The organism is Nocardia sp. NPDC056564, from assembly GCF_042793755.1.
Lineage (GTDB): Bacteria > Actinomycetota > Actinomycetes > Mycobacteriales > Mycobacteriaceae > Nocardia.
Genome location: NZ_JBHTUR010000004.1, coordinates 293,219 through 309,645, shown reverse-complemented (window position 1 = coordinate 309,645; position 16,427 = coordinate 293,219). Strand labels below are relative to the sequence as shown.

Annotated in this window: 13 protein-coding genes; 7 read left to right on the top strand and 6 right to left on the bottom strand. The window is 69.0% G+C overall.

The features are described from left to right. The first annotated feature begins 97 nt into the window (after positions 1 to 97). Positions 98 to 3,664: a BTAD domain-containing putative transcriptional regulator gene (locus ACFQ9K_RS12800; RefSeq protein WP_378714249.1), complete on the top strand. Its 3,567-nt coding sequence runs from the start codon at positions 98 to 100 to the stop codon at positions 3,662 to 3,664. Between the two features lie 69 nt (positions 3,665 to 3,733). Here the strand turns inward: ACFQ9K_RS12800 and ACFQ9K_RS12795 are convergent, their stop codons facing one another. Continuing rightward, on the bottom strand, positions 3,734 to 4,264 hold the full coding sequence (locus ACFQ9K_RS12795) for a CGNR zinc finger domain-containing protein (protein WP_378714247.1): 531 nt from the start codon (positions 4,262 to 4,264) through the stop codon (positions 3,734 to 3,736). Between the two features lie 84 nt (positions 4,265 to 4,348). On the opposite strand from ACFQ9K_RS12795, the gene ACFQ9K_RS12790 reads away from it, so the two are divergent. Next, complete coding sequence (locus ACFQ9K_RS12790; protein ID WP_378714246.1) at positions 4,349 to 5,248, top strand: DMT family transporter; 900 nt, start codon at positions 4,349 to 4,351, stop codon at positions 5,246 to 5,248. A gap of 55 nt (positions 5,249 to 5,303) precedes the next feature. Here ACFQ9K_RS12790 and ACFQ9K_RS12785 read toward each other — a convergent pair whose 3' ends face one another. The 3 genes from ACFQ9K_RS12785 to ACFQ9K_RS12775 form a co-directional block, all read right to left on the bottom strand. Continuing rightward, a complete protein-coding gene (locus ACFQ9K_RS12785; protein WP_378714244.1) occupies positions 5,304 to 5,927 on the bottom strand; it encodes a Tellurium resistance in 624 nt (207 codons plus the stop codon). A 108-nt stretch (positions 5,928 to 6,035) separates the two neighbouring features. Beyond that, positions 6,036 to 7,136 carry a DUF475 domain-containing protein gene (locus tag ACFQ9K_RS12780; RefSeq protein WP_378714242.1) on the bottom strand — a complete coding sequence of 367 codons (1,101 nt, stop codon included), beginning with the start codon at positions 7,134 to 7,136 and terminating at the stop codon, positions 6,036 to 6,038. Positions 7,137 to 7,355: 219 nt separating this feature from the next. Further along, a complete protein-coding gene (locus ACFQ9K_RS12775) occupies positions 7,356 to 7,931 on the bottom strand; it encodes a TerD family protein (protein ID WP_040740034.1) in 576 nt (191 codons plus the stop codon). 145 nt (positions 7,932 to 8,076) lie between these two features. Between ACFQ9K_RS12775 and ACFQ9K_RS12770 the strand changes: the two genes are divergently transcribed. The 5 genes from ACFQ9K_RS12770 to ACFQ9K_RS12750 are packed head-to-tail and all read left to right on the top strand — an operon-like array spanning position 8,077 to position 14,788. Then, positions 8,077 to 9,294, top strand: coding sequence for a hypothetical protein (locus ACFQ9K_RS12770; protein WP_378714241.1), 1,218 nt, complete (start codon positions 8,077 to 8,079; stop codon positions 9,292 to 9,294). A 13-nt stretch (positions 9,295 to 9,307) separates the two neighbouring features. Continuing rightward, entirely contained in the window at positions 9,308 to 10,522 is a 1,215-nt protein-coding gene (locus tag ACFQ9K_RS12765) for an HpcH/HpaI aldolase/citrate lyase family protein (protein ID WP_378714239.1), read from the top strand. Continuing rightward, complete coding sequence (locus ACFQ9K_RS12760; protein ID WP_378714237.1) at positions 10,519 to 13,008, top strand: phosphoribosyltransferase; 2,490 nt, start codon at positions 10,519 to 10,521, stop codon at positions 13,006 to 13,008. Before ACFQ9K_RS12765 ends, ACFQ9K_RS12760 begins: the two co-directional genes overlap by 4 nt. Beyond that, positions 13,005 to 13,853 carry an HAD family hydrolase gene (locus ACFQ9K_RS12755; RefSeq protein ID WP_378714235.1) on the top strand — a complete coding sequence of 283 codons (849 nt, stop codon included), beginning with the start codon at positions 13,005 to 13,007 and terminating at the stop codon, positions 13,851 to 13,853. Before ACFQ9K_RS12760 ends, ACFQ9K_RS12755 begins: the two co-directional genes overlap by 4 nt. Positions 13,854 to 13,858: 5 nt before the next feature. Beyond that, positions 13,859 to 14,788, top strand: a complete 930-nt coding sequence (locus tag ACFQ9K_RS12750; RefSeq protein ID WP_378714234.1) for an NAD-dependent epimerase/dehydratase family protein — start codon at positions 13,859 to 13,861, stop codon at positions 14,786 to 14,788. A 9-nt stretch (positions 14,789 to 14,797) separates the two neighbouring features. On the opposite strand, the gene ACFQ9K_RS12745 is transcribed toward ACFQ9K_RS12750, so the two are convergent. Together ACFQ9K_RS12745 and ACFQ9K_RS12740 are read right to left on the bottom strand one after the other, a co-directional pair. After that, positions 14,798 to 15,562 carry a hypothetical protein gene (locus ACFQ9K_RS12745; RefSeq protein ID WP_378714232.1) on the bottom strand — a complete coding sequence of 255 codons (765 nt, stop codon included), beginning with the start codon at positions 15,560 to 15,562 and terminating at the stop codon, positions 14,798 to 14,800. Positions 15,563 to 15,660: 98 nt separating this feature from the next. Then, a complete protein-coding gene (locus ACFQ9K_RS12740) occupies positions 15,661 to 16,425 on the bottom strand; it encodes an AIM24 family protein (protein ID WP_378714414.1) in 765 nt (254 codons plus the stop codon). Positions 16,426 to 16,427: the final 2 nt, after the last annotated feature.

The window sequence follows — 16,427 nt, the reverse complement described above, 5'->3', positions numbered from 1 at the left end:
ACGGCGCGACAGCGCGGAGTCTCCGTCCGTCCGCACCGGACGCGGGTCCGTTTACCCTGGTCGGGCTAGGCGACGCGACGAGGCGAGTGGAGAACGGATGGACCAGGCGGACGCGGGCACCCCCTCGCCCGCCGCGCTGCGATTGACGCTGCTCAACGGGGTCGAAGCGCACCTGGGCGACGAGGTCCTGCCGCTCGGCCCGCCGCAGCGGCGTGCGGTGCTGTGCGTGCTGGCGTTCCGGCGGCGGCAGTGGGTGTCGGCGTCGAGCCTGCTCGCCGCGTTGTACGAGGGTGTGCCGCCGGCCAGCGGCGTCGGCGTGATCCAGACCTATGTGTCCGCCCTGCGCCGGGTGCTGGAGCCGGACCGCAAGCCGCGTACGCCGCCGGCCGTGCTGCTGTCCGGGCACGGCGGATATCAGCTGCGGATCGATGACGAGCAGACCGACCTCGGCGTCTTCGATCGGCTGGTCGGGGAGGCCGGCCGTGCGCGCGAAGCGGGTGACTGGGCGTCGGCCGAGGCCCCTTACGCGCAGGCGCTCGCCCTGTCTTCGGGTGAACCGCTGGCCGGACTGCCGGGTCCCTTCGCACAACGCCAACGGTCCGCACTGGCCGAGCGGCGCCTGGCCGTGGTCGAGGACAGCCTCGAGGTCGCTGTCGCACTGGGCCGTTCGGACGAGGTGATCGATCGCCTGCGCGTGCTCACCGCGGAACATCCCCTGCGCGAACGCCCCCGCGCGGTGCTGATGCGCGCGCTGTACTCCCGCGGCCGCCAGTCCGAGGCGCTCGATGTGTACCGCGAAACTCGGGATCAGCTGGTCGAGCAGCTGGGGGTGGAGCCGGGTGAACAGTTGCGCGCGCTGCACAAACAGATCCTGGACGGCTTGGTTCAGCCGGCGCCGATCCGCGGCGGAGCCGAAGAGCGCCAGGGCATTTCGGGGAGAAGGCCAGAACGCGGGCCGGCTTCGATGACCTTGCCCACGGTCGTCGGCGAAGTGCCCGGCTCGACCGAGGCGGCGATGGCCGGCGGGACGGCATCCGACCCGGTCGGTGCTGCGACGAACAGCCCGGCCCGGCCCGCTTCGGCAGAAGCCGTGCTGTCGTCGGAAGATACTGCCGTACCTGGACTTCTGACCTCAGCGGAGCGGTCAGATGATGCCCGCCTCGGCATGGTGGCCGCGCCGGCGCCGGATTCGACCGCGCCGCTGGTCTTCGAGCGCGATCACGAGTTGACCGGAATCGCGGCGTGGGTCGCGGCCGCGGCCGCGGGCAACGGTGGGCTGGTGGTGATCTCGGCGCGCCCCGGTTACGGCAAGTCTCAACTGCTCGACGAGGTGGCTCGGCGGGTGCCGGGTGCGCGGCGGATCGACCTGCTGCCGCCCTGCGCGGGCGCCCCGCGGGTCGACCTGCTCGGCGAGCTGATGGGCTCCGCGCTCGCGGCCCGAGACACCGATGCCCAGGTAGTAGAAGCCTTGTGCGCCAAGCTGATCGAAGATTCGCGGCGGGACCCGCTGATCGTGCTGGTGGACGACGCGGAACAGCTGGACGAGCGGTCCGTCCGGATCCTGACCGCCGTGGCCCCACGACTACGCCGGATGCCCGTGCTTTTCGTCTTGGCCTTGGACGAAAGCTCTTGGGAACCGGCCATTCTCGATCTGCACACCCGAATCGAACCGCTGGCTGTCGCGATACTGCGCCCCGGCGGGCTCAGCAGCGCCGCCATCGAAGCCCTGTACGAACGACGCACCGGCACGATGTGCCCGCCGGGACTGGCGGTCGACATCCAGCAGGCCACCGCCGATATCCCGCTGCTGGCCGGTGCGTTGATCACCGACCTCGCCGCCCTCCGCGACCACGGCCACATTCCGGAATACCTGCCCGACGGCTGCTATTCGCGTTCGGTCCGCCTTCTGCTCGACCGGTACTCGCCGAGCGGTGCCGCCATGCTGCGCGCCCTCGCCGTGCTGCACGGTCTCGCCCCGACCATCGAGGTGCTGGCCGCCGCCTGCGGCGAGCCGGTGGGCGTGGTGCGCGATCGTTGTGAATTGCTCGCCGCCAGCGGCATTCTGGCCACGGCGACACCGCCGGTGCTCCGTCATCCGTTGATCGGCAACACGATTCGCCGGCTCGGCGGGCGCGCCGAGACCGATCGCTTCCGGCTGGCCGCCGCCGAACAGGCACGCAGCGCCGGATACTCGGCCAGGCAGGTCGCGGCCTACCTGGGTGACCTGGTCGGCGTGCAGTACTCCCGCTGGACGGTCGTGCTGCTGGACGCGGCCGAGGAATGCCTGCGTCAGGGCCTGATCGCCGAGGCGGTACGGCAATTGGCGGCGGCACTGCGGATCACCGCACCGCAAGGCCGCGACGACATCCTCGTCCGGCTCGGCCAGCTCGAACTGTGGACCAACCCGGCCGCGGCCCGCGCTCACCTCGAGGAAGCGCTGCACAGCCAGCGTGACCGCCGGGTCGCCCCGACCGCCCTCATCCCGCTGGCCTGGACGATGTCGACGCGCTGGCAGGCCGGCGCGGCGATGGCCATGCTCGGCGCGGTGCTGGCCGAGACGGAAGCCCGGGACCCGCTGGCGGCCAAGAACATTCGATCCGCGTCCTGGGCGGTCGCCGGGCTCACCTCGGCGACCTGGCGCGACTTCGTCGCCGGACTGCGCGCGACGGGGTCGACCGATCAGATCACCACGGCGGTGCTCACCTGGGACGACGCCTTCGGCGTGCGCCGCTCCGCGCGCGCGACGATCGCTCGCTTCCCCGCCGAACCGGATCCGGCCCGCGGCTGGGATGTGTTGCCGCGGCCGTTGATCGGACTGCTCGCGCACCTGTCCATGTGGGCGGGCGATCTCGCGCTCGCCAGGCAGCTCAGCGAACAGCGCAACGATCACCACTTCGGCACCATCGACGTCTACCGCCTCATCCTGCGCTCGGAGGTGCTGCTGCGCTGCGGCGACTACCGGCAGGCGCTGCGCGAGGTCGCGCCGATGGTCGGCACGCTGGGTGACGAGTCCATCCGCCCGCCGCTGGCGCTGGTCGCCCAGTACGCGCACGCCCTGCTCGGCCTCGGCCGGCTGACCGAGGCCGAGCGGTGGCTCGACAGTGTGACCGACCACGCCAACCCCGAAACCTGGGAATGGACCGTGGTCATCCACGTCAAAGGGCTGGTCCGCGCCGCCCGTGGCGACTCCCGTCAGGCGGTGGCGCACTTCATGGACTGCGGCCGGCGCGTCGCCGCGGTGGGTATCCGCAACCCGGCCCACATCCCGTGGCGCAGCTCCGCGGCTATCGAACTCGTGCGCCTCGGCGAGCGCGAGCAAGCCCATGAACTCGCCGCGGCGGAACTCGACCTGGCCCGGCAGTGGGATACCCCGGGCACCATCGGAAGGGCTTTGCGCGCAACGGCTTTGGCGGCACCGGGCGGGATCGACGCGGACCTGCTCGACCAGGCCGTCGGCCTGCTGCGCCGGTACGGCTCACCGGTCGAGCTGATCCCGTCCCTGCTGGAACTGGCCGCGGCCGGCCTGGACAACGGCGAGACCGAGCGGGCAGGCGAACTGCGCCGGGAAGCCCGCTCCCACGCCGAAACGATCGGCGCCACAAGGTATCTCGAGATAATCGATGGTCTGCTCGGTGTGCGCTCCGAAGGCGGGTCGAACGGCTGACGGCGCGGTCCAGTGCCGAGCGGTCCGCGCGCTGAGCTCGGCGGCTCGGTGAACGCGCGGTTCAGCGACCTAGTCGGCGTGCCGCGCGCGGAACGCGGCGCTCTTGACCCGATTGCCGCAGATGGTCATGTCGCACCAGCGGCGGGTGCCGCCGCGGGAGGCGTCGACGTAGAGGCGGGTGCATTCGGGCCGGCCGCATTCCTTGATCGTGGCGGCGCTGCCGAGCAGTTCGATGGCGGAACGGGCGATCGCGGTGAGCGCGGCGTCGGGGGTGCCCGAGCGGGCGATGGTGCCGTTGAGCCGCAAGCTGATTGCCGGTAGTTCGCCCTTCGCGCAGTCGTTGATCAGCCTGCGGTCGGCCTCGGCGACCGGTTTGCCCTGCGACACGGCCACGGCCATCCGGTACGCGGCCTCCCGCAGGCGCACCGCCCGATCGAAGGTCGACGCGTCGCAATCGGGTGCGCGGTCGAGCAATTCGGCGGCGACCAGCCAGTCCGCGAGCGCGACCGGCCCGTCGAGCGCGTCGTCGAACGTCTCGGTACGGGCCTTGACCGTACCCGCGAAATCCAAGGCTAGGTTGCCGCTGACGAAGGTGAACACCTTCTCATAGTAACCACCTTGACAGGTTATGCGGTCAACTGAGACGGTAATAACCACCCAAGGCGGTTATTTTCAGGAGGGTCCGTGAAGACTCAGTTCATGTCGGTGGCCGCGCAGCCGCTGTTCGTCGTGCTGTGGAGCAGCGCGTTCATCGCCGGGATCATCGGGGTCGGCGCGGCGCCGCCGATGATGGTGTTGTTCGCGCGCTACGCCATCGCCGGGGTGCTGCTGGTCGGCTATGCCTTCGCGGTCCGCGCGACCTGGCCGCGTGGGCGGCAGTGGCGGCACGTCGCGGTCGCCGGATTGCTGATGCAGGCGGTGCAGTTCGGCGCGTTCTACACGGCGATGGGCGAGCACGTGTCCGGCGCGGTGATCGCGCTGGTGCAGGGCCTGAACCCGGTGGTCATCGCGTTGTTCGCCGGGGTGCTCGGCGAGACCGTCACGGCGCGGCAGTGGTTCGGCTTCGGCATCGGCGGGGTCGGCGTCGCGATGGCGGTCATGGATCAGTCGAACTTTTCCCGAATCGGCCTGCTGCTGTGCGTGATCGGGCTGCTCGGCCTGAGCATCGGCACGGTGTATCAGAAGCGCTTCGTGCCCGACGTCGATTCCCGGGCGTCCACCGCGGTGCACGTGGTGGTGAGCGCGCCGGTGGCCGGCCTGCTCGCCTGGCTGACCGGCCAGATCCACGTGACGGATGTGGCCAGGTTCGCCGGCTCGCTCACCTGGATGGTGCTGGTGAACTCGATGGTCGCGTTCCTGCTGCTGAACTCGATGCTGCGCCGCTGGGACGCCACCAGGGTCGGCCGCCTGTTCTTCGCCACGCCCGCGGTGACCGCGCTGCTCGCCTGGGTGCTGATCGATCAGCCGTTGCGGCCGTTGACCATTGCCGGACTCGCGGTCGGCCTGATCGGCCTGGTCTTCGCCTCCCGCAAACCGTCGCCGGTGCCCGCGGTCGTGCCGCGTCCGGCGGTCGCGGTGCGCTGAGCTACCTGCGGGCGCGGTGCCGACTGAGCTACTTGCGGGCGCGGTGCCGACTGAGCTACTTGCGGGCGCTGTGCCAGTTCATGCCCCAGCGGTAGGCCTCGTCGATCTCCTTCTGCGCCCCGTTGATGTAGTGCACTTCCCGGTGCACGGTGATGCCCGCGCCCTGGTTCTGCAACAACGCGATCGCGCAGGACCGGGCGCCGTCCACGGGGGAGTCGAGGCGGACCTCGATCTGCGGACCCGAGGTCGGGAACAGGGTGACCACACCGTCGGCGGCGGCCCAGTTCGGCACGCCCTCGTAGATGAAGGCGAAGATCAGCACGCGCCGGAACAGTTCGGGCCGAGCGAGATTGATGTGCATGTTCTCGCCGCCGGCCGAGGTGCCGCTGCGGTCGTCGCCGTCGAGCTGGATGTACGGCGGGGCGTCGAGTGCGCCGAAGTTGTTGCCCACCGCCTGCACCACGCCCTTGCTGCCGTCGGCCAGTTCGTAGAGGCAGCCGAGGTCGAGATCGACCGGCTTGGACCGGCGGAAGAAACCCTTCGAACCGGTGGACCAGTTCAGGTTGACCCGCATGGTCCCCTGCTGCTCACCCGGTTTGGTGAGGTTGATGCTGGGGGTCGCCTTGGACAGGGTCACCTTGGCCAGGTTGACCCCACCGGCGTTGCTGTCGTTCGCCATCGGCATGGTCCCCCTCGGGCAGTGTGCATGACACAGATATGGAAACGGCAGCGGGCTCCGCGAGGGAGTGGCCGCTGCCGCACGAGTCTTCGGCTTGCTTGCCGAAAATCAGCCTACCGGGGTCGGCTCTCGTTCGCTGTCCACTTTTTCGTCGTCTTCGCGCCGGTTGCGCAGCACGCTGGTGATGAACGCGGCACCGATGAACGCGACACCGACCAGGCCGGTGATGAGCTCGCTGATGTGCACGCCGATCGAGACGAACAGGATGACCGCCAGCGCGCCGATCGCCCAGTGCGCGCCGTGCTCGAGGTAGACGTACTCCGACAGCGTGCCCTTGCGCACCAGGTACACGGTGATCGAGCGGACGAACATGGCGCCGATCAGGCCGAGGCCGAGGGCGATGATGATCGGGTCGGAGGTCACGGCGAACGCGCCGATCACGCCGTCGAAGGAGAACGACGCGTCGAGCACCTCGAGGTAGAGGAACAGGAAGAACCCGGCCTTGCCCGTCGCCTTGACCAGCTCAGAGGGGCCGTCGCCGGAGTGTTCCTCGGTGTGGAACATCGAGCCGAGACCGTCCACCACGATGTAGGTGACCATGCCGAGCAGGCCGGCCACCAGGACGGTGGCCCGCTCGTCGTCGGCCGCGATCAGTTCCGCGGTGAGCACCAGTCCGACCGCCGCGACCACCACCGAGAGCATGTCCAGCTTGCCCAGCTTGCCCAGCGGGCGCTCCAGCCAGGACAGCCAGGTGATGTCGCGCTCCTCGAAGATGAAGTTCAGGAACAGCAGGAGCAGGAACATGCCGCCGAACGCGGCGATCTGCGGATGCGCGTCGGTGAGCAGCGTCTCGTAGCTCGGGTCGCCGTTGGCGAAGTACGCGGCGCCGTCGGCGGGCGGGTTGAGCGCCAGATCGAAGGCCTTCACCGGGTTCAGCCCGGCGGTGACCCAGACGATCGCCAGCGGGAAGACCAGCCGCATGCCGAACACGGCGATGAGCACGCCGACGGTGAGGAAGATCCGTTGCCAGAACGCGCTCATCCGCTCCAGCACGGTCGCGTTGATGACGGCATTGTCGAAGGACAACGACACTTCGAGGATGCCGAGGATCGCGGCCAGCGCCAGCGCGGTCGGTCCTCCGTAGAGCAGCGCGGCGGCGAGCGACAGCACCGTCACGACTATTGACATGCCGAAAATGCGCAGGACCACGCGGGGACCTTTCGTTTGCGTCGGCCGGACGTGGATCCGTCCGAGCGCTAGTTCGATGAAACCGTTCTGACGCCGCTGTTACCAGCGTGGCCGCTGCACCGTCGGATGTCCAACGGTGTCGCGCCGCCGCGGCGGGCGGGTTGAAGTCTTCCCGGGGCGGCCCGGGCGCATGCGGAGGGGGCCCGTTGCCGGGCCCCCTGGCGAACCTCGAAGGGTTCCTTAGACGTTCACGCCGTAGTCACGGGCGATGCCGGCGAGTCCGGAGGCGTAGCCCTGGCCGATCGCGCGGAACTTCCACTCGGCCCCGTTGCGGTACAGCTCGCCGAACACCATGGCGGTTTCGGTCGAGGCGTCCTCGGTGAGGTCGTAGCGGGCGAGCTCGTTGTTGTTGCTGCGGTCGACCACGCGGATGTAGGCGTTGCGCACCTGACCGAACGACTGCTGCCGGGTCTCGGCGTCGTAGATCGAGACCGGGAAGAAGATGCTCTCGATGGTCGGCGGGGTGTTGGCCAGGTCGACGTTGATGACCTCGTCGTCGCCCTCGCCCTCGCCGGTGGTGTTGTCACCCGCGTGTTCGATGGCGCCGTCCGGCGACTTCAGGTTGTTGAAGAACACGAAGTGCTGGTCCGACAGCACCTTCTTGTCCGCGCCGGTCGCGATCGCGCTGGCGTCGAGGTCGAAGTCGGTACCGGTGGTGGTCCGCACATCCCACCCTAGGCCGACTGCGACGTTGGTGAGGTTAGGCGCCGCCTTGGTCAGCGAGACATTGCCGCCCTTGGACAAACTGACACCCATGCGGGATTCCCTTTCAATAGTCCGTCATTGGTTCCCAGCATGTCCGAATCGCCGGGTACGCCTTACGACAGTAGTAGGTTTCCGCGAACTTGCGTAGGAACCGGCAGAACCCCCGGTGAACACGGGAGATCTCTAAGATCGGGGCGTGGTAGGTCGCAGGCGTGGATGGTTCCGGTCCGCCGGGAACAACGAATGGATCGGCGCGGCGCGACAGTCGCTGGCCTCGGCATTCCTCGATATGGACCAGCGCCAGAGTGCGGCCGAGGCGGCGGTGCACGCGGCCGAGGAGGTGTTCCCGGACCGCCGGATGGCGGCGGCCTGGGAGCCGGTGCGCAGCCGTTGCTACGACGCTGCTGGGGCGTACGTGGCGCTCACCGAGCAGCTCGAGCAGGCCGAACGCGACGGAACCCCGATGCCGCAGGGACCGCAGCAGGCCGAATCGGTGACCAGACAGTTGACCGACGCGGCCCGCGCGGTGGACGCGTTCTATCGCGGCAACCAGGGGCAACTGGAGAACGCGGTCGCGGTGCTCGGCACCGTGCCGCAACTGGCCCAGCAGGTAAAGGTCGCGGCCGCGGCGGTGCGCGGCCAGGCGGCCGAATCCGAGTACGCGGACTACCCCTCGGTGCGCGAACACGCCGCGGCCGTGGATGAGGCTCTCATCACACTGGAGGCCGCGGGTCCGGGCGCGTCGGCGGCGGTGGTCAGGGCGGGCGCGAACCGGCTGGAGGCGGCGACCAAGCGACTGGCGGATGCGTTGGCGCAGGCCCCATCTCGGGCCGCGGCCGCCAAGACCGCGATCTCCTCGGTGAGCACCCGGCTGGCCGCGGCGCGCACCAGGGCCGAGGGGCTCGCCCCGGCCTACTCGGCGTTGCTGCGCGAATTCAACGCTGCGAGTTCCGCGGATTTAGCTGACAATGAGCGGGAAAGTCAGCGAGCCATCGACGCCGCGGATGCGGCTCTTGGCCGCGCGCGTGCGGCAGCGGCGGAGAACAACCCGGAGATTGCACTTGATCTGACCACATCCGCTCGCGGGTATCTCACGGAGGCCGAGCACCAGGTCGACGCCGTCACCAAACGGCTGGCCACGTTGCGCGAGGTCAGGTCCGACCCGCAAGAGAAAGCCAAGGCCGTACGATTTCGGCTGCGGGACGCCCAAATGCTCGCGGTGAGTCGCGGGCTCGTCACCGAATGGGGCTCTGTGCTGGACGCGCAGGCCGCACGGATCGATCGAATCAGCGAAACGCTGACGGGGCGGCACCCCGACTACTGGGCCTATGTGGCCGAGCTGGATACCATCACCGACTTCATCGCCGGGGTGGTGGATCGCATGAGAAAACAAGCAGGACCACGACGAGAATGAGGGTGGGATAACGATGACCGCAGGCATCGCCGTCCAGCGGGAAGTTTCCCTGCGGAAGCGCATGCCGCTGCGCCACTTCCGGCAGCTGCACGGCCCCGAGGCACGGAATCTGTTTCACCGGGCGCCGGAGCCGTTCGGCGACGACTACACCGATCGAGAACTGCTGGCCGTCGGGCTCGGCGCGACGCTGTACGCGCCGGCCACCCGGCCGGACCTGGCGCTGACCATCAGCAAACGCGCCGAGCGCGGGGTGTGCTCGATGGTGATCGACCTGGAGGACGCGGTCGCCGATCACGAGGTCGAATTCGCCAAGCGACAGACCGTGGAAACACTGGATCTGCTTGCCGCCAACGGTGATTCGAACCCGTTGCTGTTCGTCCGGGTGCGCGACGCGGCCACGATCACCGAGATCGTGGACCAGTTGGGTGCGGGCGCCTCGGTGCTGACCGGGTTCGTCTTCCCCAAGTTCGACAGCAGGACCGGTCCGCAGTACCTGAACGCGCTGGACGCGGCGGTGCGGCGGCTGGGACGGCCGATCTACGGGATGCCGGTGCTCGAATCGGCGGGGCTGGTGCACCGGCAGACCAGGGATCAGGAGCTGACCCGGATCGCGGAGCTGCTGGCCGAGCATCGGGAGCGGGTGCTCGCGGTGCGGGTGGGCGCGACCGATATGTGCTCGACCTTCGGCATCCGGCGCGACCGCGACCTGACCATCTACGACGTGCGGGTGGTCGCCGACGTGATCGCCGACATCGTGAACTACCTCGGGCGCGCGGACGGGACCGGTTTCGTGATCACCGGGCCGGTCTGGGAGTACTTCGCCGATCACGAGCGGATGTTCCGGCCGCTGCTGCGCACCGCGCCGTTCGAGGAGTCCGACGCGGTGCCGTTCCGGCAGTACCTGGTGAGCCGGGATCTGGACGGCCTGCTGCGCGAGATCACCCTCGACCGGGCCAACGGGATCCAGGGCAAGACGGTGATCCATCCGTCGCACGTCGCGGCGGTGCACGCGCTGTCGGTGGTGACGCACGAGGAGTACTCGGACGCGCTGGACATCCTGCAGGTGGATGTCGGCGGGGTCGCGGCCTCGGAATATCGGAACAAGATGAATGAGATGCGCCCACACCGCAGCTGGGCGCGGCAGACGCTGCTGCGGGCGCGGGTGTTCGGGGTGGCCAACAAGGGAGTTTCGTTCGTGGATCTGCTGACGGCGTTGGTGACGGTATGAGCGGCGCCGCGCTCGATGTGATCGGAATTCCTTGGGCGACAAAGAATCTGGGTCTCCGACTGCAGCACGAGGAATCCTATGGCGTGGCGCAGCCGGGCAGTGTGCTGCCCGCGGAACTGGCCATCGCGGAGCTGATTCAGCCTGGGCTGCGGCGTAATCCGAAGCGGGTGCATCTACTGGTGTCCACCGTGCTCGGCAAACACCTGCCGACCGACCCCCGGGTGGTGCTCGACGGCGGGAACCGACTCGGCGACCTGGTGCGCGAGGTGCTCGGCGGCCGCGAGGCGCTCGTGCTCGGGTTCGCCGAAACCGCCACAGGGCTGGGGCATTGCGTCGCGGCGCGGATCGACGCGGTCGGCTATCTGCATTCGACGCGGCGCGACGTCGACGCGGCGGAAACGCTGACCGGGTTCGAGGAGGGGCACTCGCACGCCACCTCGCATCAGCTGCAACCCATGCCCGCCGATATCTTCGTCAACGATCTGCCGCTGGTGCTGGTCGACGACGAGATCTCCACCGGCGCGACCGCGCTCGACGCGATCCGGGCGTTGCACGCGTTCTCGCCGCGCTCGCATTACGTGCTGGCCTCGCTGGTGGACATGCGGCTGGCGGCGGATCGCACCGCCTTCGAGCAGGCGGCGGCGGAGCTTGGCGCGAGCATCGATACCGTCTGCCTGGCCTCGGGGCACACCGTGCTGCCGGATGGACTGGTGGACGCGGTTGCCGAACTGCCCGAACCCGCGTTGAACCCGGTTGCCGCACAGCGTGGTTCGTTCACCCGAATCGATCTGCCGTGGCCGGCCTGGGTGCCGGAGGGCGGCAGGCACGGCGTGCTGCGTTCGGATTTCGCCGCGTTCGACGCGGCCGTCGGCGCGGCGAACGACGCGCTGCGGGCCCGGCTGGACGCGGACTTCGCGGGCCGGCCCGTGATCGTGCTCGCGCACGAGGAACTGATGTATCTGCCGCTGCGGTTGGCGGCGGAGCTGGCCGATTCCGGTACGCCTACCCGCTATCAGACCACCACGCGGTCGCCGGCCTATGTGCTGGATGAGCCGGGTTATCCGCTGCGTCGTGGATTCCGGTTCACCGCACCGGAATCCGGGCAGGAACAGCCGCGCTATCTGTACAACGCGCACTGGTCGGCGGAATTCGCCGGACAGCAGGGCGAGGCGGTGCGGCCCGCCGCGGTCGATCCGGTGCTGGTTGTGGTCATCGATCCGCCGGCCGACACCGAGGAACTCGTCGCGGGCGGCGGACTGGTCGACGTGCTGACCGCCTCCGGGGCGGATGTACTGCTCGCGGTGCTCCCCGGCGCCGACCCGCGCACGCTGCACGCCGAGCGCAGCGCGACCCCGCTGCCCGAGCCGCTGCACGGACCCGCGTTCGGATCGTATGCGGCCGACGAGGTTTCCTGGCTGCTCAAGGATCTGTCCGACGTCGACCTGGAGGCCGACGTGGCCGTCCGGGAACGGCGAATCCAGGCCGGTGTCGCGCATTACGCGGAGTCGCTGCCGATCGAGTATCAGCCCGACGCCGCCTACCGTTCGCTGTTCGACGAGGTGCTCGCCGACAGCGCCGAGCGGTTGGCGCTGGCGGTGGCGACCGTCGCGGAACTCGTGGTCGCCGAACGCGGGGACGACGTCGTGCTGGTGTCGCTGGCGCGGGCGGGCACGCCGATCGGCGTGCTCATGCGGCGATGGCTGCAGTCCGGGCGCGGTGCCGGACGGCCGAGCCTCGACGTGCCGCACTACGCGGTGTCGATCGTGCGGGACCGCGGCATCGACGCCGTCGCGCTCGATTACCTTGCCCGGCATCATGATCCGAGCACGATCGTGTTCGTGGACGGCTGGACCGGCAAGGGTGCCATCACGCATGAGCTCACCGCGGCGCTCGACGCCTATCACGCGGCCGGGGGCGCCCGGTTCAACCCGGAACTCGCGGTGCTCGCCGATCCCGGCCACTGCGTGCGCACCTACGGCACGCGCGACGACTTCCTCATCGCCTCGGCCTGCCTGAACTCCACCGTGTCCGGCCTGGTTTCGCGCACCGTGCTGAACGACACATTGATCGGGCCGGGAGAGTTCCACGGGGCCAAGTTCTATCGCGAACTCGCCGAGGACGATGTCTCGCTCCGCCTGCTCGACACCGTGAGTGCCGCCTTCGCGGCGGTGCGTGCCCGGGTGCCCGCGGAAGTGGCCGCCGTCCAGGACAGCGACCGCACGCCGACCTGGTCCGGTTGGGCGTCGGTCGAGCAGGTGCGCGCCGAATACGGCATCGCCAGCGTGAATTTCGTGAAGCCGGGGGTCGGCGAGACCACCCGGGTGCTGCTGCGGCGGATGCCGTGGCTGGTGCTGGTCCGGGCGGCCGAGGCGCCCGAACACGCGCATATCCGCCTGCTCGCCGCGGCCCGCGGCGTGCCGGTCGAGGTCGTGCCCGACCTGGCCTACTCGTGTATGGGACTGATCAAGGACGTGCAGCAGACATGATGGACCTACGCAGGCTACGAAGACACACGCTGGTCGCCACCGACCTGGATCGAACAATGATCTACTCGCGCAACGCGTTCAGCGCGAACACCGATGTGCCGACGGTCTGCGTGGAGCACCTCGAGGGTGCGCCGCTGTCATTCATGACCACGGCCGCGGCGCTGCGCATGCAGACCCTCACCCAGCCCGCCGCGGTCATCCCGACCACCACGCGGACCATCAAACAGTTCAATCGCATCCAATTGCCCGGCGCTCCATGGCGTTACGCCATCACCAGCAACGGCGGCAACATCCTCGTGGACGGCGTGCCGGACCTGCGCTGGCGCATCGACATCGACGCCAAGGTCCGCGCGGGCGGGGCGACCCTGTCCGCGGTCACCGCCGAACTGCGCACCCGGATCGATGATTCGTGGGTCACCAAGTTCCGCGAGGCCGACGACCTGTTCTGCTATCTCGTCGTCCGCCCCAAAGAGGTGCCGGCCGGCTTCCTCGCCGAATGGGATGCCTGGTGCCGGGCCCGCGGCTGGTCCGCCTCCCAGCAGGGACGCAAGATCTACTCGATGCCCGACGTCGTCTGCAAGAGCCACGCGGTCGCCGAGGTCCGCCGCCGGCTGCTCGACTCCGGCGAACTCGCCACCGAGGCACACACTTTCGCGGCCGGCGACGGCGCGCTCGACGCCGAGATGCTGCGCAGCGCCGACTATGCCATCCGGCCCCGCCACGGCGAACTCGAACACCTCAACTGGACCCACCCCAACCTCACCGTCACCCGCGCCACCGGCATCCTGGCCGGCGAGGAAATCATCAACTGGTTCATCAAGGGCGCACCGCAGCACGCCGAGTAGTTCCGGTGACCGACAATGCTCGGATGCGGGTACTGGTGACCGGGGCGAACGGGTATCTCGGCGGCGCCGTCATCGAGGCACTGCGCGGCGACGGCCACGACGTGGTCGGTTCGGTGCGTCGTGCGCGGACGCGGGTGCCGCACGGGGTGCCGGTCCGGGTCGCCGATCTGCTCGATACCGGGGCGCTGAGCGCGGCGCTCGACGGTGTCGACGCGGTGTGTCATGTGGCGGCGTGCACTCGGGTCCGCGAATCGTTCGGCGATCCGTTGCGGTTCTTCGAAGTCAATGCGGGCGGGACGGTTTCGTTGCTGCGGGCGATGGCCGCGGCGAAGGTGGGCAGGCTGGTGTTCGCGTCGACCGCGTCGATCTATGGCACGCCGGAGCGGCAGCCGATGTCGGAGGAGCTGCCGGATCGTCCGCCGCATCCGTACGCGGCGAGCAAGCAGGCCGCCGAATCGGTGATCGCCGCGCAGGCGGCGACCGGGCAGTTGGCCGCGGTTGTCTTGCGGCTGTTCAACGTCGCGGGTGGCGCGGATCCGGATCCGACCAGGATCGTGCCGCGGATCCTCGCGGTGGCGGCTGGGAACAATGCACGGCTGGCGATCAATGGGGACGGCAGCGCGGTTCGGGACTATGTGCATCTCGACGATGCCGCAACGGCTTTCGTCGCCGCACTCACACACCTGCCGGGTCCGGGAGAGTGCGCGCGGTACAACATCGGTAGCGGAAACGGCACCAGCGTCAACGAACTCGTTGCCGAGGCGGCTCGAATGACCGGCCGGCCGATCGCCGTCGAGCATCTGCCCGCGGTGGCGGAGCCGCCGCGCCTGGTCAGCGACAGCGGTCTGGCGCGCCGTGAATTGCATTGGGCCGCGCGAAGTTCGGATATAGCGACGATTCTCCGCAGTGGATGGGCGGCGCGGCCGATTGCCTGACCGGCCCGGTCACGGCCTGCGATCGCGGAATTGATTGAGCCAGTCGATGCCGTCGCGCAGGCTCGGCGAGCGATCGATTCCCGGCTGCTCTCGCCGCGGCCGGTCCTCTGCCGGGGCGGCGGGCTCGCGCAGATACCGGTCTCGATCGGGCAGGTCGCGAGGCGCCGCGTCGGGGTGCCCGTAGCCGCTGTCGTGCGCGTCCCGCGGCTGCGCCGTTCCCGGATGCCCGAGGTTGTGCAGGAAACGATCGAGATACGAATTATCCTCGCCGCGAACGCCATACGCCTTGGCCCGGGCCGCGGCCGCCTTCTTGTCCGGCGCGAACGGCACCCCGGTCGAGATCGCCCGTAACCCCAGGGTGAGCATCTCCCCGAGCATGCTGATGCCGATCGACAGTGTGATCGGCTTGGCATCGTGATGCATCCCCGTGGCGGCGCCGAGCAGACTGATCCCGAAGCCGACCACGATCGACGTTCCCCAGACGACAAGGGTTTTGCCGGTGTAGCGCTGCCACAGCTGCCCGTCGCGATCGAACAGCACCGTGGTCGTCCCGCGCACCGCGCCGAACGCGAGGCCGACCACACCGCCGATGACCAGCCAGACGATATCGATCCAACCGAGATCGTCGACTTTGGTCACGCTGTAGACACCGATCCCGACCAGAATCAGCGGCGTCAGGAACGTATCCCGCGCATCGACCGGCTCGCCCAGGAACCGCTTCACGATCAACACGATCGCCCCGACGATGATCGCGAACACCAACCCGACGCTCATGATGCCTCCCAGCAAGAAGTCCTGCCGGGAAAACTAACGCCGCCGCCACCGCCCCTGAGTCCGTCGAACGTAGGACCGGACGGATGATTCCGGGGTCCTCAGTACCCCTGCTGCCCACCCAGCTGCTGGGTGATGACGGCCTGCAGGCGTTGCAGCCCGCCCGGCGTGATGCCGCTCTGGATCTGGCCCTCGATGGTGCGCACCAGCATGGCGTCGCTGAGCACCTTCTCGCTGGACTGGATCAGCACGGTGCCCGCGCCGGTGAAGTCGAATTGACGTTCCTCGCCGGAGTTCACGCCGAACCGGGCCGCGCCGGCGGCCAGGAAGCCGGAGATCCAGCGCTGGTCGTAGTGGTGGCTGGGGGATGGGCAGTCGGCCCAGCCGACCAGGGCCTCCGGGTCCACCCGCAGCGGCGGCTCGGCGAACATGACCGGGCCGTTGGAGGAGGCGAGGAACTTCCCGGTGCCGATCAGGGTGAGGAAGCCGGGCACGATCGACTGGTTCAGCGACAGGCCGGGCTCGAACGCCAGCAGGTTGGCGGCGCGGATGGTGAGGTTGCCGTTGTCCTCTAGGTCGTAGGAATTGATGTCGTAGCCGCGGTCGCCGATGATCAGCTTGCCGTGCCCCTCGGCCACCACGTAGTCGCCGGTGAACAGCGGGGCCGAGAACTGTTGCGACACCATGTGCAACAGCCCGCCCTGCAGTCCGTGGGTGAGCATCTGGAATCGCATGTCGCCGTAGTAGGCGATCATCGCGCCCTTGCGCATGAACCACGGCTTGTTCAGGTCGATGCAGTAGGCGTAGCTGTTTCCCGGAAGATTGTCGCTCTCCCCGAGATTCATCGGATTCAGGATTTCCGGCATGG